Here is a 26,191-nt window from a genome sequence, read left to right on the forward strand (position 1 = left end):
GTTAAAAGCATGTGGATCCTTTCCGATACGCTTATCGGTTGGCGCGCCCAGATTCTGCCAAATCAGCATTTCATTTTCAGACTAACCCTATATAAAACGTAAGAAACATTAGGTGAAAATGCCCTCCAGCTCGGGGGGGAATAACTTAAGCATCACTGTTTCTGTTTTGTTGAGTTTACGGGCAACTATGCCAGTGTCATGTTCAAGAAGAATTGTGGCGATAAGAGCCGGAGCACGCCTATACCCCACGAAGTATCTCAATCGCTGTGCGTCAAACGTTGAGCGGTCTCAACGCCCAGGTCCCGCGAAAAGTTGATGCTCACTTTGTTTTCCTCGCTAGGAATTGACATATGTTTAGTGGGAAAAATCGGCGTCTGTTAGTGGTGTCAAGTTTGTTTCTCTTCGGTGTAGCGACTGTCCAAGCAGAATCATCAATCCGTGCTGTTTCTGATGATATCAGAGGCCAGGAACAACAGTTGGATATGCTCCGGTCCAGGGTTGTCAAACGGCCGGATATCCTTTCAGTGACACGCGAGCAAGAAGCGGATAAACCGCGATTTCCAAACGAGTCTCCATGTTTTTTCATTCGCTCAGTCGAATGGCGCGGCGCTGATAGGTTTGCTTGGTTGGCGTCCACTTCGCATGTGGTTGGTGCGTGTGTCGGTGCACAAGGCTTGAAGTTATACCAACGGTGGTTGGCGGCGCAGTTGCTGGGACGAGGCTATGTCACGTCACAGATCGTGATTCCAGCCCAAAACCTGTCCCAGGGCCACCTGATTGTTGAGGTGATTCCTGGGCGCGTCGGTGTGATTCGAGAGGAAGGGCCTCCCATTGGGCTTTACCGTTCCCTATTTCCCGCAAATCAAAGAGACCTTCTGAATATAAGGTCTCTCGACCAGGCACTTGAGAGCATACGTCGTCTTCCAGGGCAATCGCTCACGACCCTTGAACTGGTTCCTGGGAACACTCTGGGCGAAAGCGACATCGTTATCCAGCACCCGGAGTCGTCCCGGCGGGTCGTGGGTCTTCTGTCCCTGGACAATGCCGGTGTGACTGACACTGGCCGCCATCAAATGGGCGCCGTTGTGGCAGTCGACTCACCCTTGGGGCTCTATGACCAACTTCTGTTGAGCTATAGCACCGATGTCGAGCCGAAGGATGACATCAAGGGTGGCAATGGGAAAGGCCTGGCCTGGAACGTACCGGTGGGTTACGCCACCGTATCGCTGGGTGCCAGTGAGTGGGTGAACAAGCGGGAATTGCTTAAAGACTCGGATGGTCAGAGTGTGCCAGTGATAGGCAAGACGCGTCGCTTCGATGCGGGGCTGAATTACGTGGCCTATCGGTCAAGTCACAGTAAGGGCTCTGTACAGGCTCGAATAGTGCGTCGCGAGGACCGCTCTTGGGTCAGTTCGATTGAACTAAAGCAGTTGTATCGGGATATCACCAGCTACGAACTCGGCTTCGCACACCACGAGAAACTCGCCAATGGGACGCTGGAGCTGGCGTTGGGCCTGCGAGGCGGCATCCCTGGATTAAGCCGGACGCCAGGTGCAGTTTATGAGCAGCAGGACTGGAAGGGTCGCTATCAAGTACTGACTACCAGAGCGCGTATAGAAACAGCGTTCTTGGCGAGTGGCAGGGCCTGGCGTTATCAAAGCTCGCTTCTGCTTCAGCACGCTTTGGACCCGGTGCCTTCTACCGAATATTTGCAGATCGGTGGGCGTTATACGGTACGAGGATTTGATGGTGACGACACGCTCAATGGACCTGATGGTTGGCTGTGGCGTAATGAGATCGCCACTACTGTCTTTTCAGGCAGCGAAAGTTATGCCGCGTTAGATGCTGGCAGTGTATCTACCGTCGGCCAGAACTTATCGGGCCGTGATCCATTAATCGGCGTCTCAATGGGTGTCCGAGGCCAGCGTTTCGGCCTGGGGTACGACATCGCTGTGGGGGTCCCGCTGAATAAACCCGAAAGTCTACAGAGCCGCATTCCCACGTTTGACTTCTCGCTCAGCCGTCGTTTTTAGCGGTACTCCACCACTGACACGCTTGGCCCAACTTCTGGAGGCACCTTATGTGAGCTGATTGTTCCTTCGACTGAAGGCGCGTGCATTGCGCTTTTCCATTATTGATATCGAGGTTTCTATGCTTACTTCTTCACGTTACAGATTCAACCGACGCTGTGCAGTTCTGCCGGTGCACAAGTTGGCTCTTGCCTTGGCGTTAGCCATGCCTGTATTTCACCAGACAGCGCTGGCTGCTTCAGGTCTGACTGTCGATTCGGGCGCCGGGCAACGCGCCGAGCTTGCGGTTGCTATAAATGGAACCCCGATCGTCAATATCGTTGCTCCCGATCGCAATGGTCTTTCACACAACACCTTCACTGACTTTAACGTGGGAACAGCCGGCCTGATTCTCAACAACAGCCGCGGTGGCAGCCATACCGTACTTGGTGGAGACATCGACGGTAATGCTCAATTGGGCGCCAAGTCGGCTCACCTCATTCTTAACGAGGTCACCGGCCGGGATGGCTCGCGCATTATGGGCGCGCTTGAAGTCGCCGGGCAAAACGCCCACGTAGTCATCGTCAACCCCAATGGGATCACTGCTGACGGTGCCAGATTTATCAATGTCAATCGAGTTTCGTTAGCTGCTGGGCAAGCGGTATTCGACGACAACAACACGCTGACCGCCTACAAGACTAGCCACGGGGAGATCCGGGTCGAAGGGGCCGGCCTGGATGCTTCCAAGGTAGAGCAGGTTGATCTAATCGCCCGCACTGTGAAGGTGAATGCTGCGTTGCAAGCCCAAAAAGCCGTATTGACTGCGGCAGAAGGTAATATTGCGTTCTCGCAAGAGGGATCTGACGTTATCAGCGGCGGGAGAGTAGGCGGTCAACCGCGCGTTATCCTTGATGCGGGCCAGCTGGGTAGTATCCACAACAACTCGATTTTTGTGTCTGGTTCATCGGCTGGCTTTGGAGTGAACACTGGGGGTAAGGCTGTTGGGGGCAATCTGCAGATCAGCAGTGCTGGCGATATCTTGTTGGGTGATCGGGGCGAACTCACTGCTCAGAAAAACCTATCGATAACCGGCAATATTGATAGCACTGGGGCAATTCGCAGTCAGGGCGACATTGCGTTGACTGGCGATCTAAAAAATGACCGGCAGATTCGTAGTCTCGGCAATATGACGGTAACCGGCAATGTTGAAAACAGAGCTGAGATGGTCAGTAATGGCAACATGGCAGTGACCGGTAAAGTTGAGAATGCAGGTTTGATTCGCAGTTTCGGCGACCTGGCAATGACTGGGAATGTAAATAATGCTCAGAATATACGCAGTAATGGCAACATGAGCCTCACTGGGGAGCTCGTTAATAACGGCGATATTGTCATCAGTGGCAATACATCATTGGCCGGACACAGTATCGTTAATAATAGCTTCATTGAGAGTGCTGGCGACCTCGCCATGGCCGGTGACAGTATCGTCAATAATGATCTTATGCATGTCGGTGGAAACGTGACGGTGGCCGGCACCAAGATTCACATTGGGGAGTACGGCACGATTACCAGTGCAAAAAAAATCACCACGACGGGTGACCTGCAAAATGACGGCGAGCTGATCCAAAATCATAAACAGTACAGCACCGAAACTTTTTTACCCGTACCACAGGGCATCCAGGGCAAGCCGGCAGTTGTTTCGCTCGAAAAGCCGCAAACGGCGCCCATTCCGCTGGTAACAGCACCAACATTCGTAATTGATACCATCAAACCGCAATCGCCGGGTACTCCAGTGGTGACAACGCCAGTTTTCGCCATCAAGCCCCACAAATCGCAAACGACGGCTATTCCGCTGGTGACAGCACCAACATTCACACTGGATACCATCAAACCGCAAACACCGGCTATTTCAGTGGCTACAACTCCGGTGTTCGTCATCAAGCCCCACAAACCGCAAGCAGCGGCTATCGCGCTGGTGACAGCACCAACATTCACACTGGATACCATCAAACCGCAAACACCGGCTATTTCAGTGGCTACAACTCCGGTGTTCGTCATCAAGCCCCACAAACCGCAAGCAGCGGCTATCCCGCTGGTGACAGAACCAACATTCACACTGGATACCATCAAGCCGCAAAAACCGGCTATTTCAGTGGCTACAACTCCGGTGTTCGCCATCAAGCCCCACAAACCGCAGACGGCGCCCGTTCCGCTGGTAACAGCACCAACATTCGCACTTGATACCATCAAACCGAAATCGCCGGGTACTCCAGTGGTGACAACGCCAGTTTTCGCCATCAAGCCCCACAAACCGCAAACAGCGCCTGTTCCGCTGGTAACAGCACCAACATTCGCAATTGATACCATCAAACGGCAAACACCGGCTAATCCGGTGGTGACCACGCCGGTGTTCGTCATCAAGCCCCACAAACCGCAAACGGCGCCCGTTCCGCTGGTAACAGCACCAACATTCGCAATTGATACCATCAAACGGCAAACACCGGCTATTGCGGTGGTGACCACGCCGGTGTTCGTCATCAAGCCCAACAAACCGCAAACGGCGGATATCCCGCTGGTGACAGCACCAACATTCGCAATTGATACCATCAAACCGCTAACACCGGCTATTCCGGTGGTGACAACGCCGGTGTTCGCCATCAAGCCCCACGAACCGCAAACGACGGTTATCCCGCTAGCGACACCGGTAAATGTCGTACTCTCTCCCGTCGAGCCAAAAACGCAGTCAGGTGATCTGTCGGTAGATATTGCGCTTCAATCACCATTTGAATTTCGCCGACCTATTGTGGATAACAGTAAGCGAATTCAAGAACGGATTGCCAAATTCAATGCATCGGTAGCGGCTCGGGCACTGAAGTAAAAGCGCTTAGGAAGGTCTGACGCAATCAGCTTTTTTTGAACCTCTGCTGGTTGGAGGTTCAAAAAGTGTTCGCCGGATTACATCAAGGTTTTTCTGAGCGTTAACGTTTCGAACCTATTTCAGACTGATCCCCTTTCGAGGGGATTTTTTGTATTGCACGCGCAATCCTCCCGTCTCCAGTAATCGTATTCGCGCTAACCAATGTTAGGCAAAAGTATTCACGTGGATGTGGTGCGGCGTTGTTCGCGTGATTGTAAACCCTGCCCATATGCGATCGCGCGCCTACTTAGCTGACGCAGCAGTACACTCAGTTAAGACAGGCGCACGACGTTGCGAGTCTGAATGTAATTGGTGCCTCTTCGGGCGCTCGGTGACCGTTCCTTCACAGATTTGATCGCTAGTAAAAATGTTGCTTCGTGATAACACTAAAACTGGTAGGTGTGCATCTCAAATTTAGTCCTGGTCCTATTTAATTTCCAATGGTGAAGAACCAATCTGTGGGCGCGATTTATCGCCCTATTTTTTTTCGGGTCGGAGTGAGTATGCATAGGCTGGCTGTTTCAAAAATAATGGCCGTAGTTGGGCTAGCCGGTTTGATGACCATATCATATGTTATTTTAGCAAAAGAACGCGTCAATGAACTTGGCACCGTGGGTGGATTGGAGTCACTGGAGCTAATACAGGCTTGGAAAAATGGCGACATGGCCGTTCTGATCCGTCACGAAGAGCGTTGTGATCAGTCCAGCAACCCTTGCTTCGGACCTTCCGACGGCATTACCGCGTACGGCAGTGAACGAGCAAAAAGAACCGGCGAAAAAATCAGCACGCACCTGGGGCTTGGTAACGTCGATGTTTTTACCAGCCCGAAAGTGAGAACCGTTCAAACTGCACACTTTATGTCCGTTGACGCCAAGCCGTTAGCCAGTAGGCATACCCTTTGTGGCAAAGATATTATTCGCCGGGTGGCTGAGCACAAAAGAGTCGGTAGAAGCTTGATGCTGGTAACTCACAGTACGTGTATCAATAACCTGATCAAGTCTGCTGGCTATCGAAAGGAAGGAAAGCCTGAGTACGGTAGCTTGCTCTTTGTTAAGTTTTTGCCGGGGGGCGAAATGAAGGTCGTTGGGAAGGTTAATATTCATTAGTTTGCGGGTGGAGAAGGGCGATTCAATAACATAGGACGTCATGCGATTTTTTTGGCGCAGGGTCTGTCCTTTTTTCTGCAATTGAATTGACTCGGCAGGAGTGATAACGAGTCACCGCCCAGGTTGTCTCATTGTGTGCAAGCAGAGTATTCGAGTTTCTAAAATGGTTGCACTTTGGTTTTTAGGAGGGCGCCTATATCCAGCCCTGGAGTGCTGAATTACATTTTGATTTCCCAAGCCTTGTAAACGGTTGGGATTCCAAAAAAATTTATGGAGTTCTGAATTATGCGTAAAATTAACTTGATGGGCGCTGTACTCGCAGCATCCTTGTTGTCCGTAGGCGTTGCGCATGCTGAAATAGTCACGGTCAATGGTGGTACTATTCACTTCAAGGGCGAAGTGGTTAATGCTGCCTGTGCAGTTGATACTGGTTCGCTAGACCAAACTGTTCAGTTGGGCCAGGTCAGGACAACGTCGTTGAGCGCGTCTGGTCAGACGAGTTCTGCTGTAGGGTTTAATCTTCAGTTGCGCGACTGTGATACCAGTGTAGCAAGTGCAGCGGCAATCGCCTTTTCCGGAGTTACCGCGCCAACCAATAGCCAGGCACTCGCTTTGGAAAGTTCTGCCGGTGGGTCGGCAACTAATGTGGGTGTCCAAATTCTGGATCGTCTAGGGGCACCTATGACTTTCGATGGCGCTACTTTCAGCGCTACTGCATCACTTAATAATGGTAACAATACCTTGCCTTTCCAGGCTCGCTATATTGCCACTGGTATTGCCACGGCGGGTACCGCCAACGCTAACGCTAACTTCAAAGTTCAATACGAATAATGCCAAGCTGACAAGGATGTAACGGGGCCAGGGAGGCCAACTTCCGCAACAATGCATCGCGCAGTGATGCACATTGAACCGCACAATTTGGAGGGGTGTTCATGTCCACTCTACCAAGTTACTAATCACGGTTTGTGCGTGGCCATGAGATTGAAGTGACAATATTATGATAATCGTAACAACAGTTAAAACCTTGCTGGCGTTGGTTGTGATTTTACTTGCCAATAGAGTGGAAGCGGGTGTGGCGTTGGGAGCAACGCGAGTTGTTTACCCTGCCGAGCAGAAGCAGATGTCTTTAGGTGTGAGTAATAGTAACCCAAAAGATACATTTCTTATCCAGTCGTGGGTTGAGAGAATCGATGGGGCGAAGGAAAATGGATTTATCATTACGCCACCTTTGTTTGTTATGCGTGGTAAAAAAGACAATACGTTGCGTATTGTCGATGCAACCAATGGTAAGTTAGAAAAAGACAGAGAAAGTTTGTTTTGGATAAATGTTAAAGCGATTCCGTCTTTGGATAAAGATCAGCAAAAAGAAAACACTTTGCAACTGGCGATTACGAGCCGGATCAAACTATTTTACCGACCGGGTAATCTCGCAATTGCTCCCGAAGAAGCACCCGCCAAGCTGACGTTCAAACGCAGCGGTGGTCAGTTGATTATTAGTAATCCGACGCCTTACTACTTGACTATTTCTGAGCTAAGCGCAGGCACACGCGCGCTGACGAATGCGATGGCACCGCCAATGGGAGTTGTAACGGTGGAGTTTGCAAGTGACCTGACCGGTCCAATCTCGTACCAGACGATCAATGACTACGGCGCCTTGACGGCAGTCATGAAAGCGACCCTGCAATAAAGGTGGTTCCGTTTATCAGAGCCAGCATGGAGGTATCTGTGTGGAAGAAGCGACGTCATGTCTGGCTATTGGAGCTGGGGTAACCAATGTTGAAAAACGGAATTAGAAACTCATCATTTGAAAATGTAATGCTGTCAACCTTGGTGTCAATTCTGGTTCTGCCGATATTGTCGGCACATGCGGACAACTATTTTAACCCCGGTTTTTTAGCGGATGATCCAGCATCGGTTGCGGATCTGACCAATTTTGAAAATGGCTTGGAGGCTCCTCCGGGAAACTACCGTGTCGACATTTATATGAATGAAGGTTACGTGGCAACACGGGACGTGGCCTTTGATAAAAGTAGTGACGGACACTCGTTGGAACCTTGCTTGACACGCTCTCAACTTTCATCATTTGGCATGAACACCTTATCTGTTCCTGAAATTGTTGCAATGAAGAGCGCCGATTGTGTTCCGTTTGCGCGGTTTGTCAGTGACGCTTCCAGCAAGTTTGATGTCGGCCTGCAGCGTCTCTATCTCAGTATTCCACAGGCGTTCATGGGTAACCAGGTACAGGGGTATATTGCACCGGAATTATGGGACGACGGCATTACGGCAGGCCTACTCAACTACAACTATACAGGTAGCAATATACGTAGCGAAGAGGGTGGGCCTTTCAGCTACTCGTATCTTAGCCTACAAAGTGGCATCAACGTGGGCGCTTGGCGTTTGAGGGGGACCACAACGTGGAGCTACAGCCAGGGAAGTGGTGTCGAGGAAAGCCGGTGGCAACATACCAATACTTATCTTGAGCGAGGTATTTCATCCTTGCACAGCAGACTAACGTTGGGTGACGGATATACCACCGGAGACGTTTTTGATGGCATCAACTACCGAGGCGCTCAAATGGCGTCCGACGATAATATGCTCCCTGATAGTTTACGAAGTTTCGCTCCTGTCGTGCGTGGTATCGCTCGAGGCACTGCCAAGGTTTCAGTCAAACAGAATGGTTATGAAATCTATCAAACCACCGTGCCACCGGGGGCTTTTACCATCAACGACATTTATGCGACGGGCACCAGTGGGGACCTGCAGGTCACGATAGTAGAGGTTAATGGTGCCACCCAAACTTTTAATGTGCCTTACTCGTCTGTACCGATGCTGGAGCGTGAAGGGCAGGCTAGATACTCTGTGACGGCGGGTCAGTATCGCAGTGGAAACAAACAGCAAAGCACTCCGGAGTTTATCGAGGGTACGGTATTTTGGGGGTTACCTCACGACTGGACCATTTACGGTGGTACACAATTGTCCAGCAATAATCGCACGTTCAATATTGGCGTGGGTAAAAACCTGGGCAGTCTTGGAGCTCTCTCAACGGACTTGACCCAAGCGTATGCGACCTTGGCTGACGGCAGTGAGCACCAAGGACAATCCCTGCGTTTTCTTTACAGTAAATCCATCAGTCAATGGGGAACAAATCTACAACTGTTGGGTTACCGATACTCAACGAAAAATTACTATACGTTGACCGATACTACCTGGAACAGCATGAGTGGTTTTACGGTGGCTGATTCAGATCATTCGGTTGAGATTAAGCCGGAAATCATTGACTATTACAATTTGAACTACAGCAAGAGAGGTCGTTTTCAGGCGACCTTGACACAGCAGCTCGGTACAACTTCCACGCTCTATTTGACCGGTAGCCAACAAAGCTATTGGGGTACACGACAGTCAGACGAACAACTTCAAGTGGGGTATAACAGTTCCATACGCGATATCAGTTGGGGTATGAGCTACAGCTTGTCAAAGAATGCCTGGTCAGAAAATAGGGATCAACTGCTTTCTGTGAGCATTAATATTCCGCTTAGTCATTGGATGCGCTCTAACAGTCATTCTACTTTTAGGGGAGCAAACGCCAGCTTCAATACATCTAGCGACTTGCAAGGTCGTGCTACTCAAACGACGGGTCTCTACGGTACCTTGCTAGATGACAACAACCTTAGCTACAGCGCACAGGCAGGAAGTTCCAGTGGTGGTGAGCGCTCTTCATCAATGGGCAACACGTCCCTGAGCTATCGGGGCCCTCATGGCAGTACGAACGTCGGGTATAGCGCCAGTGATGACCACAGCCAAGTCTATTACGGCGTCAGTGGAGGCGTTCTGGCCCACGCGGATGGAATCACATTCAGCCAACCGCTCAATAGCACCATGGTACTGATAAAAGTTCCGGGCGCTGATGATGTAGCCGTAGATAACCAGGCGGGTATACGCACCGACTGGCGGGGCTATGCAGTACTCCCGTTTGCGATGGATTACCGCGAAAATCGGATAGCGCTGAGTACGACGTCGCTGGCGAACAATATTGAGCTTGAAGATCCAATACTAAGCGTCGTTCCTACTCGGGGAGCTGTTGTACGGGCGGACTTTAACGCTCGCGTCGGGATGAAAGTTTTGATGACTTTGACTGCTCACGGCAAACCTGTTCCGTTTGGCTCAATAGCTACATACGGGGAAAACCAGCAGGTCAGTGTTGTTGCTGAGGAGGGGCAAGTTTATCTGACAGGTCTTTCGCCTAGCGGGCAAATACATGCGACGTGGGGTGAGGGTGTCAATGAGCGGTGTACGGCGACATACAGCCTGCCTGCAAGCGCCCAGAAACAGGCGTTAAGTCATGCAGCAGCACTATGTCAGTAAGCACGTAAAGGGATGACTACCGGATGAGACTATATTTTTCTGTTTCTTGTTTGATGCTATTTTTAATCAATATTTCTTATGCCGCAGATAGCACCATTTCTATCAGTGGCTATCTTAAAGACAATATGTGTTCAATATCAGTCGATTCCCAAAATTTCTCGGTGGACTTGATGAGCAATGCGAGCAGGCAGTTTAGTCGTGTGGGCGCAACGACGGCTCCTGTACCTTTTAGGGTCGTGTTTGATAAGTGCGGCGACTCAGTGGTAGCGTTAAAAATTGGATTCAGTGGAGTTTCAGACACTGACAATATAAAGCTAGTGAAGGTTAATCCAGGGGTAAGTACCGCTCGCGGTGTGGGTATACAAATACTGGACAGTAACCAAAATGCACTTTCCTTAAATTTGGGACGGCCGTCTCTTAATTGGATACGTCTTGTCGCGGGCCAACCCAATACGCTTAATTTTTACGCACGCCTCATGGCAACACGTGTCCCCGTGACGGCGGGAATTGTCAATGCGACGGCTGGCTTCACCCTAGAGTTTCAATAAAGGAGTCAGGGCATGAACAATGTTAATGCAATTATTCTCACGGGGCTGTTGCTTGTTGCCGGGCAGATGGGGGCTCATGCAACAGACGCAACCATTACGGTTAATGGTCGTGTTGTGGCGCGACCTTGTACCGTTTCAACGCCCGCAGTAAGTGTTGTGTTGGGAGATTTTTATACTTCTGACTATATACGACCAGGGTCAAGTTCTAGTTGGTACCCGTTTTCGCTTCGATTGATTAACTGCCCGACGGGTACTTCGTCGATCACTGCGACATTTACGGGCCCAGTGGACGATACCGGTTTTTACGAAAATCAGGGCGGTGCGCTCAACCTGCAGCTAGAATTGCAAGAGGCCAGTGGTAATAGTTTGAGCAATGGAAAATCAACTATTATTCCAGTGGTTACTATAAACCAGTCGGCAAGATTGTCGCTGAAAGTTCGGGCGCTTTCCGTCAAAGGAAATGCCAGGCAGGGCAGTATTCAAGCGCTGATAAACGTCACCTACACGTATTCTTGATCAAGGTATACAAATGAAGACAAAAGGCAGAGCTGCGTTATCGCTGCTCATTACGTTGGGTTTGTCAAACAGTGCCAATGCTTTTTATTGTACCTCACAGGGAAAAACTATTGTTCCCGATGCCACAGGTACTGCAATTTTTGTAAATCTTGCGCCATCAGTGCAAATAGGCGGGAATGTCGTCGTTGACCTCGGTAAAGATATATTATGTATGAATCTTGCTCCCGACCAGTATCTTGATCCCGTCCGGATTGTTGGTGGTCAATTCACAGGCCCATTAGATACTCTTCGAGGAAGTATCACATATTACGGAACCCCTTATAGTTTTCCCATTACCGCCCCTACAAAAACTGTCAACCATACCTGGGGTGCGCTCGTGCCTTGGCAGACTGTTCTTTATTTGACCGTTATTGGTAGCGGGGCGTCTGGGGTAGCCGTCAACGCCGGTCAGATGTTGGCGACCATTTCTATGGATAAGATTGAACTGGACGGCGAAGAAAGCTACATTTGGAATATCTACGCAAATAATTCCGTCGTAGTCCCCACCGGTGGCTGCGATGTATCATCGCGCAATGTCACTGTCACGCTTCCTGATTACCCTGGAACCGCAGCGATTCCGTTAAGTGTGCACTGCGCGCAAAGCCAGAACCTGGCCTATTTTCTTACTGGGCCAACTACCGGCGGTACGGACTCCATTTTTGGCAACACCGCTACTGCCTCGCCAGCAACAGGAATTGGTGTGCAGGTATCTAACCGTAATGGTGTCATTTCCACTAACCGCAATATATCGCTGGGTGCGGTCGGCGTCAGCCCGGTTGAGCTTGGAATGACCGCTTCCTATACGAGAACTGGTGGTCAGGTAGTGGCAGGAAATGTCCAGGCAATTATAGGTGTAACGTTCGTTTATCAGTAATGGGCAAATTCATTAGGTGTTTTCACTTGATGATGGGATTTGGTGTTCCAAGCGGCTGTTCATGCCGCTGCTATCGCAATAGAAATTGTCAGTTGCTTGATTTCGGGCGTTTTACGTCTGAAAAATAGGCATAGACCTATATCTCCCTTAAAAAGTTGAGCCTAAATTTGTCGGAACAGTTGTCACTTCAGTTGATGGACCGCGTCTTTCACGGCAGTGATTTGCTCCTTGCGCGATGACGCAAGCCGTTGGCGCTTTGTTCTCTCAGCAAGTGACGCAACCCTAATGTTCTTCGCTAAGCGGGCGTGTCCATGATTACCCTGAAACTCAACGGGCAAGACCATCAATTGGATGTCGTCGAGGATATGCCGCTGCTGTGGGCAATTCGCGACGTGGCCGGTTATAGCGGCACGAAATTCGGTTGCGGAATGGGACTGTGCGGCGCGTGTACCGTGCATATTGACGGCTCGCCTGCGCGTAGTTGCATTACGCCTGTGAGCGCAGTCCAGGGGCGACACATTGGGACTATCGAGAACCTGCACACCGATCCCGTCGGTCGACTGCTGCAGCAAGTCTGGCTCGACACCGCCGTCGCCCAGTGTGGTTACTGTCAGGGCGGGCAGATTATGTCCGCTACCGCGCTGCTGAAGGCGAACCCTGATCCCAGCGACGCACAGATAGAAGCAGCCATGCTCGGTAATATCTGCCGCTGCGGCACTTACAATCGAATCAAAATTGCAATCCGCCAGGCCGTCACAGCGTTGAAGGGGGCCAAGGTATGAGTCAGTTACCTGCTGATTTCGTCCTGAATAACCTCAGCCGTCGTGGTTTCCTCAAAGGCGTCAGCGTGACTGGCGCCTTGGTGGTTGCCGCCAGTTGGGGATTGCCCGACGCATTTGGTCGAGACGAGGAGAAGAAGTACGGTGGCGATGCCATGCCGCATGGGGTTGTTGATGATCCTAAGGTCTACATCAGCATCGCTTCTGACGGTTCGGTAACGGTTATCTGCAACCGTTCGGAAATGGGACAGGGTGTACGCACGAGTCTGGCCATGGTGGTGGCGGATGAACTCGATGCTGACTGGACGCAGGTCAAAGTTCAACAAGCGCCAGGTGACGAAGCACGATTCGGTAATCAGGATACAGACGGCTCGCGCAGCATGCGCCATTGGTATGAACCGATGCGCCGTTGTGGGGCCGCGGCTCGTTTGATGTTGGAGCAGGCAGCGGCTCAACAATGGAACGTTCCCGTAGGTGAATGCCGTGGGCATTTACACACTGTGGTCCACCACCCAAGCGGACGTGAACTCGGCTATGGTGCTTTGGCGGTCGCGGCTAGCGGGCTGCCGGTACCGGCCCGAGACACTCTGCGGCTCAAGTCACCCTCGGAGTTTCGTTATGTGGGCAAAGAAGGGATCAAATCCATCGACGGTGTAGACATGGTCTACGGCCGGGCGGTCTATGGCGCCGATGTGCATTTCGACGGGATGTTATTTGCCACCATTGCCAGGCCGAAAGTCTACGGTGGCAAGGTCAAAACCTTCGATGCCAGCGCAGCGCTGAAAGTCCCGGGTGTTCTCAAGGTAGTCGAAATCGAAGGTCGCCCCCTTCCTTCAGAATTTCATCCGCTGGGCGGTGTGGCAGTTGTTGCCAGTAACACCTGGGCAGCGATCAAGGGGCGTGAAGCGTTGATTATTGTCTGGGATGACGGTGTGAACGCCCGCTACAACTCCATCGATTACCGCAAAGAGTTGGAGGCGGCAACGCTCGATCCAGGTAAGGTGGTGCGTAATAACGGTGATATTTCCCAGGCGATGACAGACGCTTACGCGTCGCTTGATGCCTCGTATTACCTGCCGCATTTGTCCCAGTCACCTATGGAGCCCATGGTTGCCGTAGCCCATTACGACGAGGGCCAATGTGAAGTTTGGGCTCCAAGCCAGGCGCCTCAAGTGACTCGCGAGCGGATCGCCGAACGTTTGGGCGTGCCCTTGGATAAGGTTACGGTAAACGTCACGCTGTTAGGCGGTGGCTTTGGTCGCAAGTCCAAACCGGACTTCATCGTGGAGGCGGCACTACTGGCCAAAGAGCTTCCAGGCAAAGCGGTGCGGGTGCAGTGGACACGTGAGGATGACCTGCATCATGGTTACTACCACGCGGTTTCTGCTGAGTACCTCAAGGCAGGCTTGAACAAGAATGGAATGCCAACGGCCTGGCTCCACCGTACCGTGGCGCCAAGCATCACCGCATTGTTTGAACCGGGCATGAATCACGAAGCGCCGTTCGAACTGGGTATGGGCTTTATCAATATGCCCTATGCGATTGCCAACGTGCGCATGGAAAACCCTGCGGCGGTTGTACACACCCGAGTGGGCTGGTACCGCTCTGTGTTGAATATTCCCCATGCTTTTGCCGTTCAGAGTTTTGTTGATGAGCTGGCCCATAAAGCTGGGCAGGATCCACTCAAGTATCAAAAAAGCCTCATGGGGGCGGACCGTAGAATCAACCCCCGTGAGCTGGGCGACCTGGCCAACCATGGTGAGTCCCCGGAATTGTATCCCATCTATATCGAACGCCTGCGCAGGGTACTGGAAGTCGCCACCAAGGCCGCGGGTTGGGGGCGGGCTGTACCCAAAGGACATGGTCTTGGGCTTGCCGTGCATTACAGCTTTCTGACGTATGTGGCGGTGGTGTTTGAGGTTGAGGTCAACGAAAACGGTAGCGTGATTGTTCACAGGGCAGATATCGCCGTGGACTGCGGCCCTCAGATCAACCCGGAACGCATTCGCTCGCAATTCGAGGGCGCGTGTGTGATGGGCTTGGGCAATACAATGCTGGGCGAGATCAGCTTCAAGGACGGCAAGGTCGAACAGGACAATTTTCATACGTATGAAGTTGCGCGCATGTCGTTGGCGCCAAGGGACATCGCTGTGCACCTGGTCACGCCCAAGGGGGATGTACCGCTGGGGGGAGTTGGAGAGCCAGGAGTTCCGCCGATTGCGCCTGCGTTGTGCAATGCCATCTTTGCCGCTACCGGCAAGCGTATTCGTCACCTCCCGATTCGTGACCAACTGCAGGGTTGGTTGAAGGAGGCGAAGGACTGATCGACAGGGTTGATCTGAGGGTTTTACACACTGCTTTCTGCTCTTGCCATGGGACTTCACTTTTATGCGATATCAAAAAAAAAAGAGGGCCGTTTTTTTAGTATTTTCTGTTATGTCGCTAATTGCGGCGGTGTGGTATTTCGCATTGCCCTCCAACAAGGGGCCGGACTTGGTCGCCGCCGTTCCTGTGCGTGTCGTCAGTGTCCTTCAGCATGACGTCGCGCGTTTTACCAAAAGTATCGGCTCTGTTGTTTCGCTGCACAGTGTCGTGATACGTGCGCAGGTTGACGGCGTTCTCACTCAGTTATCAGTCGAAGAGGGGAGTTGGGTTAAACGCGGTGACTTGCTTGCCACCATTGACGATCGTTCGATTCGTGCCAGCGTTCACCAGGGACAAGCAGCACGCGCGGCCAGTCAGGCTCAGTTGGACGTGGCCATGATCAACCTGGCTCGGTACGCCGAACTCTTGCCGCATGACGGCATATCCAAGCAGCTTTATGACCAGCAGCATGCACTGGTTGTGCAGTTGAAGGCGCAGGTTCAGGGGGATCAAGCAGCAATTGAAGCGGCGCACGTTCTACTGTCTCACACGCAGGTGCGCTCTCCTGTGTCGGGGCGTGTCGGCATGCGGGCAGTGGATGTCGGCAACGTCCTGCGTACCAGCGACACTCTTGGGCTTTTCTCGGTCACGCAAGTGGACCCAATAGCCATCGAATTTTCTTTGCCACAGGCGATGCTTCCCACATTGCACCGCTTGGTGGGCGAGACAAGCGCCGCGCAGGTCAACGCTTTTGCAAGCGCTTCCACCGAGAAGGAGTCCGGTAAGTTGCTAAGTCAAGGAAAGCTGAGCCTTATCGATAATCAAATCCAGGGCAGTACGGGCACCATCCGGGTAAAAGCGATTTTTTCCAACTCCACTCAAGCACTTTGGCCCGGTCAACTGGTTACGGTAAGTCTTCAAACCGCACTCGACAAAGCCGTCCTAGTGGTTCCCCCAGGCGTGGTCCAGCGAGGGGTGGTCGGTCATTTCGTGTATCGAGTGGCGGGCGCGAAGGCGCAAGCCGTTGTGGTTCAGGTCATGCACCAAGACAGTGAGCGCGTCATTATCAAGGGGGTTCAATCCGGCGACATCCTCATCAGCAGCGGCCAGTCTCGGCTTAAACACGGCTCGCGCATTCGGGTCGTTACGGAGCCTCTACATAAAGCCCAGGACGTGGCACAAGAAGTCGGCTCATGAAGAGCATCAGCTCTGTTTCCGCCTGGTGCGTAGACCGACCGATCGCAACGTTGTTGTTGACCCTCGCGCTAATCGTGCTCGGCGCAATCTCGTTCTCGAAGCTGTCAGTCGCGCCCCTACCGGAAGTTGATTTCCCTACGATCCAAGTCACTGCGTTGCTGCCGGGGGCGAGTGCAAGCACAATGGCCTCGGCTATTGTGACGCCGTTGGAGGTACAGTTCAGTTCCATTGCAGGTGTAAGCCAAATGACATCCAGCAGTGGGGTTGGTACTGCGACGATCACATTGCAATTTGTCCTGGATAAACGTCTAGACACTGCGTCTCAGGAAGTACAGGCAGCGATAAACGTAGCGGCCGCCAAGCTGCCCGACGATATGCCATCCCTCCCTGTGTGGAAAAAAATCAACCCGGCAGATAGCCCAATTTTGGTATTGGGAGTTAGTTCCTCGCACTTACCCATTTCAGAACTCAGTGACTACGTCGAGACGCTGCTGGCTCGCCAGATCAGTCAGATCGATGGAGTAGGCCAAGTCAATATTATTGGGCTGCAGCGTCCGGCTATTCGGGTTCAGGCGTCCGCGGAGAAAATCGCTGCGGTCGGTATTACGTTGTCTGATATCCGCCAGACCCTGCAAAGTACCAGTCTGAATCTGGCGAAAGGTGTGCTTTATGGTCAGCACACTACGTCGACCCTGGCGACGAATGACCAACTCTTCCATGCTGACGATTATCAGCACCTGATCGTCGCATATCGCACGGGCGCTCCGATTTATCTGAAAGATGTGGCTACGGTGATTGACGGCGTGGAGAACGCCTACGTTCAGGCGTGGACTAATGAAGACCCCGGTATCAACCTAGTAATCACCCGTCAGCCGGGCGCAAACATTGTCGCCACCGTGGATCGAATTCAAGCCGCACTGCCGCAACTGAGTGTTTTGTTACCCGCGTCCGTAACGGTGATGGAGGTAAGTGACCGCACCCATACAATTCGTGCTTCGTTGCATGAGGTGGAAGTTACCCTGCTGATCAGCGTATTGCTGGTTATTTCAGTCATGGTCCTTTTCTTGAGGCAGTGGCCGGCGACGCTGATTGTCACCAGTGTTCTTGGTGTCTCCCTGATCGCCACGTTCGCTGCTATGTATGCGATGGGGTTGAGCCTCAACAACCTGACACTCGTCGCTATCATCGTGGCGGTGGGTTTTGTGGTGGATGATGCCATTGTCGTGGTGGAGAACATTCATCGGCATTTGGAGGCTGGGAGCACTCCTAGAGACGCCGCTATTCAGGGAGCAGGAGAAATCGGTTTCACCGTTGTATCCATCAGTTTTTCTCTGGTAGCGGCGTTCATACCCTTGCTGTTTATGGATGGCGTGCTGGGTCGACTTTTCCAGGAGTTTGCACTGACGGCGACTTCGGCCATTCTGATTTCTGTGGTGGTGTCGCTCACACTCGCCCCCACGCTCGGTGCTTTGTTCATGCGCTTGCCTGCGCCAGTAGAGCAGCGTCATCAGGACTTTAGCGACCGTCTGCTTACGCTGTATAAAACAGGACTGTATCTGGCCCTTGATCATCAGCGCCTGATGCTGGGCATTTTCAGCGTGACATTGCTCATTACCATTGCAGGCTATATCAGTATTCCCAAGGGACTATTCCCCATACAGGACACTGGCATTCTCCTGGGCTCTACCCAGGCGGCTGCCGATGTTTCATACACTGACATGGTGGCAATGCACCTTGCGCTGGCAAAGGTTCTGCTTGATGACCCGGCAGTCGAGGCTCTGTCCCATACAGTGGGTCTCACTGGAAGTATTCAGACAGTCGCCAGTGGGCGGTTTTCGGTCACGCTTAAAGACCGCAACTTACGGGACGTTACGGCCAGTGAATTTATTGATCGTATCCGCCCGAAACTCGCTGAGGTGCCAGGCATCGCCCTGTATCTGAGAGCGACCCAGGATATCAACCTGGATTCAAGCCCCAGCAATAGTCAGTACCGCTATGTACTCAAGAGCAATGACGTTGAGGCGCTAAACACCTGGACGCCACGCTTGACCGAACGGTTGCGCGAAAGCACAGCGTTTCGTGACGTTTCCCATGACCTGCAACTGGGCGGTAGTGTTACCCCCATAAATATCGATCGTAGTGCTGCCGCACGTTTCGGGCTGACTGCATCTGACATCAACAATGCACTGTACGATGCCTTCGGTCAGCGTCAGGTCAACGAGTTTCAAACAGATACCAACCAGTACACAGTTATTCTAGAGTTGGATGAGGCCCAGCGCGGCAGTGTAGAGAGTCTGAGCTATGTCCATCTGCGCTCACCCATCACGGGCGAAATGGTCCCGCTGTCGGCCGTGACACAGGTGGGTGCGCCAGTGAGTGGGCCGTTGTCGATCAGTCATAACGGTATGTTCCCGTCGGCCAACATGTCGTTTAACCTGGCGCCAAGTGTTGCACTGGGTGATGCCGTCAACCTTCTCGACCAGATCAAAGCAGATATCGGCCTGCCATCCACCGTCATGGGCAGTTTTCAGGGCGCGGCACAGGCTTTTCAGGCCTCCCTCGACAGTCAACCCTGGTTGATACTTGGGGCGATGCTAGCGGTGTACATTATTCTTGGTGTGCTCTACGAGAGCTTGATCCATCCGTTGACTATCCTCTCAACCCTACCTTCGGCGGGGCTTGGGGCCTTGTTGTTACTGTGGTTGTGCGGTCAGGACTTTTCGCTCATGGCCCTTATTGGTCTGGTGCTGTTGATCGGTATTGTCAAGAAGAACGGCATTCTGATGATCGACTTTGCGTTACAAGCCCAACGCGAGCGCGGGCTTTCTCCGCGAGAGGCAATTTGCCTGGCCTGTGTTGTGCGGTTTCGCCCGATCATGATGACAACTCTGGCAGCACTGTTTGGCGCTGTACCCCTGATGCTTGGCTTCGGCGCAGGGGCAGAGTTGCGTCAACCATTAGGGATCGCGATCGTGGGAGGGTTATTGCTTAGTCAGGCGATGACGTTGTTTACCACGCCCGTTATTTATCTTTGGCTTGAGCGACGCCTGAGTGCCAAGCAGCCGGCGAATACAATTGTGGAATTCGAGCGATAGGGACGGGGCGCTCGGTTATGGCAACGGGCATAATTCAGCGCGCCGTTGTTTTTCAGACCACTCCTAAATACGGCATTACCATTAAGTCGCTACAGTGGCTGGGAGATAAGCAAGCAGGGGGGGGCAATAACTAAAGTAGTAGCTGTGAATATCAAGTGTTTACGAATAGTGAATTTCGTCCGCTGTACAAATTTGAGCGTGACGTTGTATAGAATGGATTCGCGCCAATGGTTAGCCTGTCCTTGATCTACTATTTAAATAGTTGGGTGATTTATGAAGCACGGCTTTATTGCATTTGCGGTATTGGCATCGTCTGTGGGTGTATCCGCAGTACACGCCTCCGCGGGAAGTATCAACTATTCCGGCGAGGTGCAACAAGCAACCTGCGACGTGGCTGTTAACAATCATAATGTCTTCGGTAATAACGTGACCTTGCCAAAGGCAAGCAGTTCTAGCTTATCTAAAGTTGGCGAAACTACGGGGACCACTCCCATCTCTATCACATTGCTTCGTTGCAACAGAGGCGCCATGCCGGTAGTTTTCTTCGAGGCGGGTTCGGGTGTGGATGCTCTTACACAAAACGTCCTAAATGCGAGTGGCACCGCAACGGGTGTGCAGTTGCAGCTGCTTGACACTGCGAACGTTCCGATCAGGGTGGGTGATATGAGCCAGCTTGCTGCGCGTGGAGTTGGGACAGTCGGAAGTGGTAACGTTACTTCACAATATTCGGTTCGTTACATTGCTACTGGAGTTTCAACTGTTGGAACGGTACGGGGTTCAGTCACCTTCTCGTTAAAGTATGAATAAATTGAAGATGATTGCGTAGCGAGTTTTTTCAGAGCTCTGCTATACGTCTCTGGCAAGACGGTCAAGGTGACTGGTCTGTGTGGTTTTTCGGCGGCCCGAATGTACTCGTTTTATCGCTATGTTGAAGAAGGAGCAGGCCGTGGCGTTTGCTCATTATGTTTATTCTAAAATTGAGGTAATTCCAATGAAACGCTCCTTGCTCGCTTGTAGTCTACTTGCTGCTACGTTCGGTATGTCAGTGGCTCACGCTGCCGATGGTACTATAAACTTTACCGGCGAAATTTCTGGGCAAACTTGCACTACCACAGTGAATGGTTCTGCTACCCCGACAGTAATCCTCCCGAAAGTAAGTACTGCATCTTTGGCCGCTGTGGGGGCTACAGGTGGTGCAACTACTTTTAACATTGCTCTGAGCCGTTGTGTTGGCGCTATCGCTACTGCCGCCGCGTATTTCGAAGCTGGCCCGGGTGTCGACCCAGTTACCCGTAACATTCGAAACACTGCGACTGGGGCCAGTGCGGCAACCGGTGTGCAATTCCAACTGCTCGATGCTGCAGGGCAAGTGATTCGGGCGGGTGAAACAACTCAAACCAGCACTACTGAACGCACCGCTGTTACCGCAAGCGCTGCAACGATGCCCTATTCTGTACGTTACATAACTACCGCTGCTGCAACAGCCGGTACAGTAGTTGGTTCGGTCACCTACTCGATCAATTATCAGTAAATGCCGAGTTTTCAGCGCGCCCTGAATATAGGGTGCGCTGATGAAACAGAGGAGGGACGTGAATGTACACAAAAATGGCAGGGTGCCGATATGTCGTCCTGCTGGCGGCATTGTTTGGTTGTACTCAGGCGATGTCCTCGGTTGTAATAACGGGAACCCGTGTGATTTACCCCGCAGAAAAACGTGAAGTTACCGTAAAAATCAATAATGAAGGTATAAAACCTGTACTTGTTCAATCCTGGATTGACCAAGGTGATATGGCCTCAACGCCCAGCAACTCTTCAGCCCCATTTGTGATAACTCCACCTGTTTCGCGGATAGACCCCGGCAAAGGGCAGAGCATGCGCGTGATGTTTACGGGCGCTGCATTACCAGCGGACAAAGAGTCTGTATTTTGGCTCAACGTGTTGGAAATCCCCGCTAAAGTCGTCGGGAACGAAGACGATAATATTTTGCAAATGGCATTTCGCTCTCGGATAAAGGTGTTTTTCCGGCCTGCCAATTTGTCTGGTACCGCAGCAGAGGCGATTGAAAAATTGCAGTGGAAACTCATAACCAAAACTTCCGGTCAATTTGCACTTGAGGCACATAATCCCACTGCGTTTCATGTCTCTCAGAGTAATTTGGCATTAATTGCTGGCAGCAGTAGAGTTGCCAGTGAGGCAGGAATGATCGGGCCTGGAGCGACCCAACTATTTGGCTTGCCGGATTTGAAGTTGCTGCCAACAGGCGCCGTAGAAGTCGAGTTCAGCGCAATTAATGACTACGGTGCTCTTGTGCCTATTCGACTGCCACTTAAGCTTTAGTCAATCAACGCCTGCGTCACTTTTTATTTTCGATGCTCAGGTATTTTATGTTCCCGACTTTAAATTTGCGCACTTGCCGCAAGGTGTTGTCTTGCGCCGCCGCTACGTTTTCCAAGGTGTCGGGACGCCCACTCGCGTTGATCATGGGCGCACTCTTGCTGCCTAAAACGATGGCGGAAGAGGTGCAATTCAATGAAGCCTTTCTTCCGGTCGGTTCCAGTGGGATTGATCTCGCGTTGTATAGCAATGCTAATCCGATCATGTCGGGTGAGTACCGCGCAGACATTCTCGTGAATGGGAGCCCTGGGGGGCGTCAGACTATTCGCATCGTATCCGATGAGCTGGGCAAAAACGCCAGGGTGTGTGTCGATACCCGGTTGTTGGAGCTGATTGGCGTGGACGTGACAGCGCTCTCGTCTACTGCGCTATTGTTGTTGGCGCAGAAAGAACAGTGTCCTGTCATCGGCGAAGCGATTGACGGTGCAACCGCATTCTTTTCGACGGACACACAGCAACTGGATTTTAGTGTACCTCAAGTGGCCATGCGGCGTAGTGCGCGAGGTTATGTAAGTCCTGCGTTGTGGGACCGCGGTGTGAGTTCTGCAATGCTGGGCTACGACTTCAACGTCAACCGCAATAAAATCCGGTCAGTTAACCATGACTCTGCTTACCTGGGCCTGAACGCAGGCGTTAACTTGGGTGACTGGCGCCTGCGACACAATGGATCACTAAGTTGGCAAACCCTTACCGGTGGCGATTATCAGAAAATCAACACTTACGCCCAGCGTGACTTAACCGGTTGGAGAAGCCAACTGACGCTGGGTGAGGCGAATACGGGTGGCGAGCTCTTTGACACTGTGGCCTATCGTGGCGTCGAGATTGCGAGCGATGACCGAATGCTGCCGGATGCGTTGCGCGGTTACGCGCCCACGGTGCGCGGTATTGCGCGCACTAACGCCCGGGTGACGATCAGCCAAGGCGGCAACTTGCTTCTGCAAACGACGGTATCGCCGGGCGCCTTTGCAATTGATGATTTGTACGCAACCGGTTATGGCGGCGATCTGCAGGTATCGGTATTGGAGGCCGATGGTACAGAGCAGAACTTTATCGTGCCGTATGCCTCGGTTAACCAACTATTGCGGCCCGGTACATCGCGTTTCAGTGTCACGGCAGGCGAAACGCGCAACAACTTTGTCGTCGAGCAAGCCAAGCTTTTCCAAGGTACCTATCAATACGGGCTGGCCAATTCGCTCACAGTGTTCAACGGCGCACAGGCCAGCGATGATTACCTATCTGTCCTGGGTGGCATCGCTTTCGGAACACCGATTGGTGCTGTGGCAATGGACATAGCTCATGCCAGAACACAGCTGGATTCTGGCAGTGAGCAAGGTCAGAGTTTGCGGCTGTCCTACGCGAAAAGTATTCAAAGTACCGGCAGCAACTTTTCTTTGGCAGCTTATCGTTTTTCTACTCGCGGTTACCTCGACTTCAACAACGCGATGATGATCCGTGACGCTGAGCAGAACGGCGTTGATTCGCAGCTGTTTGGCCGGCCGCGCAGCCGCCTAACCCTGTCCATAGACCAGAGTCTGGACAATTGGGGGCATCTGTCGCTCAGTGGTTTTACCCAGAATTATTGGAGCAGGCCAGGGCAGGACGTCCAATACCAGATGGGCTACAGCAATCGTGTCGGTCGCATGAGTTATGGGTTAAACGTCAGTCGCAGCCGAGCAGGCTTAGGAGATATGGACAATACACTGTTGTTCACCGCCAGCATGCCACTTGAATTCAGCTCGCAGTACAACGTGCCGCAGTTATCGGCTCGGCTCGGGCGCGACAGCCAGGGCTTTTACAACCAGCAGGCGAGCGTTAGCGGAAGCGCTGGTGAGGATCGACGGTACGGTTACAGCTTGACGGGCAGTCGCGACGGAATGGACCGTGCCACCAGCACTTCAGCAAGTGCTCAATATCAAGGCGAAAAAATGCGAGTCAATGGTGCGCTCAATCAGGGGGACGGCTATATCAGTGCTTCGATGGGCGGTGGAGGCACAATCGTTGCGCATCCCTTCGGCGTGACCTTGACGCCTTACAGTGGTGAAACCATGGCAGTGATCCGAGCCCCTGGTGCTGCTGGTGCCGGGGTGGTGGGTTATCCAGGCTTGCGACTTGATGGTAAAGGAACGGCAGTGGTCAATTATCTGCAGCCTTATCAGTTGAACGAAATTGCAATCGACCCAGAGGGTTCGACCCAGGCCGTGGAGTTCAGCGAAACCAGCCGGCAAATTGCTCCTCGGGTTGGCGCAGTGGTAGCCGTGGAGTTCTCGACTATAGGCGGCGATGCTTTACTGCTCACTGTACGGCTGAAGAACCATAGCCCTCTACCGTTTGGCGCTACCGTGACAGATGATGCGGGGAACGCAGTGGGTAACGTGGGGCAGGGCGGTCAGCTATACGCCCGAGTCAAGGAAGGAACGCGGCGTTTGCGGGTCAGTTGGGGCCTAGGACCTGATCAAAGCTGTAACGTTGATCTGCCTGCTTCAAAAGGTCAAGTGAACCTCTTTAAGGGCAGTTTTGTGTGTCTTGCCAGCTCCGTATTGGAAAACATTTGAAAGGACGGTCTGCATAAAAATGGCGGGCCGCTCATCGCTTCGACGTGTGAAGACGTTGGTTGGAAATGCTCACCGAGCAAGCAGCCCAAAATTGAGGGTATTTGAATTGTCAAGGTCGGCTTCCATTAGTGTGTCCGGCCACTAGGGCGACTGCCTGTCGGCATAACCCCATTTTGTAGCGAATGGCATTCCTACTGTTGAGTAGAATTTTCCACCCCGCCAAGGAGCGCTACCTACGTATTTATTGAGGTCATAACGTCATGAAGGTCGGGTTTAGACTATCTTTACTCCTAGGGGGAGCCGCGTTGTGGGGGAGCGCGCAAATCGCGAGTGCGGCAGTTAATTGTAGCTATGGAACTGCAGCGCGAAATTTTACTGGCAGTATGGCACTCAATATAACAACCTTGACCGCAGCCAGAGATGCGCCCATTGGTACCTTGCTTTATGTTCAGGAGTTTCACCAGACGGGTCCCGGTGTTGTTTTTCAGTGCGATGTTGCAAATGCCACCATGCACAATATGTACAGCGTGTTGGGATTGGGCAGCAAGCTAAACTTCAATAGCGGGACTTACGCGGGTAAGGTTTACGCGACCGGGGTTCCAGGTATTGGCGTGTCTTGGTTCGGTGGTCAGCTAAACGTCGGAGCGGTGGGGGCCGAGGTTATATCGGTGCCTATTTCCGGTGGTTGTAGCAACGCCGTTAGTGGGAGCTCAGTGTCATGCACAACACGACCACTGAAGTTTTTTCCAACTACCGCAATGGTGTTGATAAAAACAGGGCCTATGGGTACTGGAACGATTAGGGGAAGTGAGCTGGGCAGAATGGTATTGAGTGCCAGTTTCGGAGACAGTGCTGCGTATCAGAGTGCCGAAGTAGGCATAAGGGGCGATATTAACGTCGTTGGTTTGACCTGCCGGGCCTCTGATGTCACGGTTCCCATGGGGAGGCATAAGACCTCGGTATTCACCGGTAAAGGTTCGACTACACCCTCGGTGAATTTTTTGATCCAGTTGACCGGATGTCCCGGCTTTCCGGGGTATTACGGCAATACGAATTCGGGTGCCATACCTGCTGCCTCTCAAACAGCGGTGACTAACGTCGGGATGTTGACACCCAACAACATAAGCATTCGAGTTGACCCCATCGGTGCCTCCATTGACGCTACCAACGGTATTTTTGCCTTAACGGCGGGTGAAGGTACAGCCACGGGGGTGGGCATACAATTGCAGCAGATTGACGGAGGAAATCCGGTGCCTCTTGCAGTCGATCAATTGGTAACTATCAACCCTCGACTGAGCGCCGGTAACGCATCGGTCACTATCGGGCGAAGTGCTCGGTTCATACAGACCGCAGATACAGTCACGCCGGGCAGGGCTAATAGCGTTTTGACCTATACCCTTATTTATCAGTAAACCGAGACGCTGCTAATTCGCTCCGCTTTT

General features: G+C 52.2%; 19 protein-coding genes. 18 read left to right on the plus strand and 1 reads right to left on the minus strand.

Annotated elements, in window-relative coordinates; all coding sequences use genetic code 11:
- Window positions 1–350: 350 nt before the first annotated feature.
- From K0H48_RS17515 to K0H48_RS17590, 16 genes are all read left to right on the plus strand, one after another.
- Window positions 351–2,033, plus strand: coding sequence for a ShlB/FhaC/HecB family hemolysin secretion/activation protein (locus K0H48_RS17515; RefSeq protein WP_219268440.1), 1,683 nt, complete (start codon window positions 351–353; stop codon window positions 2,031–2,033).
- Window positions 2,034–2,118: 85 nt separating this feature from the next.
- Window positions 2,119–4,884, plus strand: a complete 2,766-nt coding sequence (locus tag K0H48_RS17520) for a filamentous hemagglutinin N-terminal domain-containing protein (protein WP_219268441.1) — start codon at window positions 2,119–2,121, stop codon at window positions 4,882–4,884.
- Window positions 4,885–5,426: 542 nt separating this feature from the next.
- Complete coding sequence (locus K0H48_RS17525) at window positions 5,427–6,029, plus strand: histidine phosphatase family protein (protein ID WP_219268442.1); 603 nt, start codon at window positions 5,427–5,429, stop codon at window positions 6,027–6,029.
- Window positions 6,030–6,314: 285 nt separating this feature from the next.
- The gene (gene fimA / locus K0H48_RS17530) at window positions 6,315–6,860 is read left to right on the plus strand and encodes a type 1 fimbrial major subunit FimA (protein ID WP_219268443.1); all 546 of its coding nucleotides are present in this window, start codon (window positions 6,315–6,317) and stop codon (window positions 6,858–6,860) included.
- Window positions 6,861–7,026: 166 nt separating this feature from the next.
- Window positions 7,027–7,716 (plus strand): fimbria/pilus periplasmic chaperone, encoded by a 690-nt coding sequence (locus tag K0H48_RS17535; protein WP_219268444.1) that lies wholly within the window; start codon window positions 7,027–7,029, stop codon window positions 7,714–7,716.
- Between the two features lie 86 nt (window positions 7,717–7,802).
- Complete coding sequence (locus K0H48_RS17540) at window positions 7,803–10,391, plus strand: fimbrial biogenesis usher protein (protein ID WP_219268445.1); 2,589 nt, start codon at window positions 7,803–7,805, stop codon at window positions 10,389–10,391.
- 23 nt (window positions 10,392–10,414) lie between these two features.
- Window positions 10,415–10,939: a fimbrial protein gene (locus K0H48_RS17545; RefSeq protein ID WP_219268446.1), complete on the plus strand. Its 525-nt coding sequence runs from the start codon at window positions 10,415–10,417 to the stop codon at window positions 10,937–10,939.
- Between the two features lie 12 nt (window positions 10,940–10,951).
- Window positions 10,952–11,455: a fimbrial protein gene (locus tag K0H48_RS17550; RefSeq protein WP_219268447.1), complete on the plus strand. Its 504-nt coding sequence runs from the start codon at window positions 10,952–10,954 to the stop codon at window positions 11,453–11,455.
- Window positions 11,456–11,468: 13 nt separating this feature from the next.
- Window positions 11,469–12,368: a fimbrial protein gene (locus K0H48_RS17555; RefSeq protein WP_219268448.1), complete on the plus strand. Its 900-nt coding sequence runs from the start codon at window positions 11,469–11,471 to the stop codon at window positions 12,366–12,368.
- A 311-nt stretch (window positions 12,369–12,679) separates the two neighbouring features.
- The gene (locus K0H48_RS17560) at window positions 12,680–13,150 is read left to right on the plus strand and encodes a (2Fe-2S)-binding protein (protein ID WP_219268449.1); all 471 of its coding nucleotides are present in this window, start codon (window positions 12,680–12,682) and stop codon (window positions 13,148–13,150) included.
- Entirely contained in the window at window positions 13,147–15,471 is a 2,325-nt protein-coding gene (locus K0H48_RS17565) for a xanthine dehydrogenase family protein molybdopterin-binding subunit (protein ID WP_219268450.1), read from the plus strand. The genes K0H48_RS17560 and K0H48_RS17565 overlap by 4 nt, the downstream gene beginning before the upstream one ends.
- A gap of 64 nt (window positions 15,472–15,535) precedes the next feature.
- The gene (locus K0H48_RS17570; RefSeq protein WP_257627008.1) at window positions 15,536–16,708 is read left to right on the plus strand and encodes an efflux RND transporter periplasmic adaptor subunit; all 1,173 of its coding nucleotides are present in this window, start codon (window positions 15,536–15,538) and stop codon (window positions 16,706–16,708) included.
- On the plus strand, window positions 16,705–19,803 hold the full coding sequence (locus K0H48_RS17575) for an efflux RND transporter permease subunit (RefSeq protein WP_219268451.1): 3,099 nt from the start codon (window positions 16,705–16,707) through the stop codon (window positions 19,801–19,803). The genes K0H48_RS17570 and K0H48_RS17575 overlap by 4 nt, the downstream gene beginning before the upstream one ends.
- A gap of 273 nt (window positions 19,804–20,076) precedes the next feature.
- The gene (locus K0H48_RS17580) at window positions 20,077–20,610 is read left to right on the plus strand and encodes a fimbrial protein (protein ID WP_219268452.1); all 534 of its coding nucleotides are present in this window, start codon (window positions 20,077–20,079) and stop codon (window positions 20,608–20,610) included.
- A 139-nt stretch (window positions 20,611–20,749) separates the two neighbouring features.
- Entirely contained in the window at window positions 20,750–21,334 is a 585-nt protein-coding gene (locus K0H48_RS17585; RefSeq protein WP_368862159.1) for a fimbrial protein, read from the plus strand.
- A gap of 62 nt (window positions 21,335–21,396) precedes the next feature.
- On the plus strand, window positions 21,397–22,140 hold the full coding sequence (locus K0H48_RS17590) for a molecular chaperone (RefSeq protein ID WP_219268453.1): 744 nt from the start codon (window positions 21,397–21,399) through the stop codon (window positions 22,138–22,140).
- A gap of 16 nt (window positions 22,141–22,156) precedes the next feature.
- Here K0H48_RS17590 and K0H48_RS30820 read toward each other — a convergent pair whose 3' ends face one another.
- Window positions 22,157–22,285: a hypothetical protein gene (locus tag K0H48_RS30820; RefSeq protein ID WP_257627009.1), complete on the minus strand. Its 129-nt coding sequence runs from the start codon at window positions 22,283–22,285 to the stop codon at window positions 22,157–22,159.
- Between K0H48_RS30820 and K0H48_RS17595 the strand changes: the two genes are divergently transcribed.
- Entirely contained in the window at window positions 22,284–24,749 is a 2,466-nt protein-coding gene (locus tag K0H48_RS17595) for a fimbria/pilus outer membrane usher protein (protein WP_257627010.1), read from the plus strand. The genes K0H48_RS30820 and K0H48_RS17595 overlap by 2 nt on opposite strands.
- A 260-nt stretch (window positions 24,750–25,009) precedes the next feature.
- The gene (locus K0H48_RS17600) at window positions 25,010–26,161 is read left to right on the plus strand and encodes a fimbrial protein (protein ID WP_219268454.1); all 1,152 of its coding nucleotides are present in this window, start codon (window positions 25,010–25,012) and stop codon (window positions 26,159–26,161) included.
- The last annotated feature ends 30 nt before the right edge of the window (window positions 26,162–26,191 follow it).

It is taken from the genome of Pseudomonas sp. Xaverov 259, assembly GCF_019352915.1.
Taxonomy (GTDB): Bacteria; Pseudomonadota; Gammaproteobacteria; order Pseudomonadales; family Pseudomonadaceae; genus Aquipseudomonas.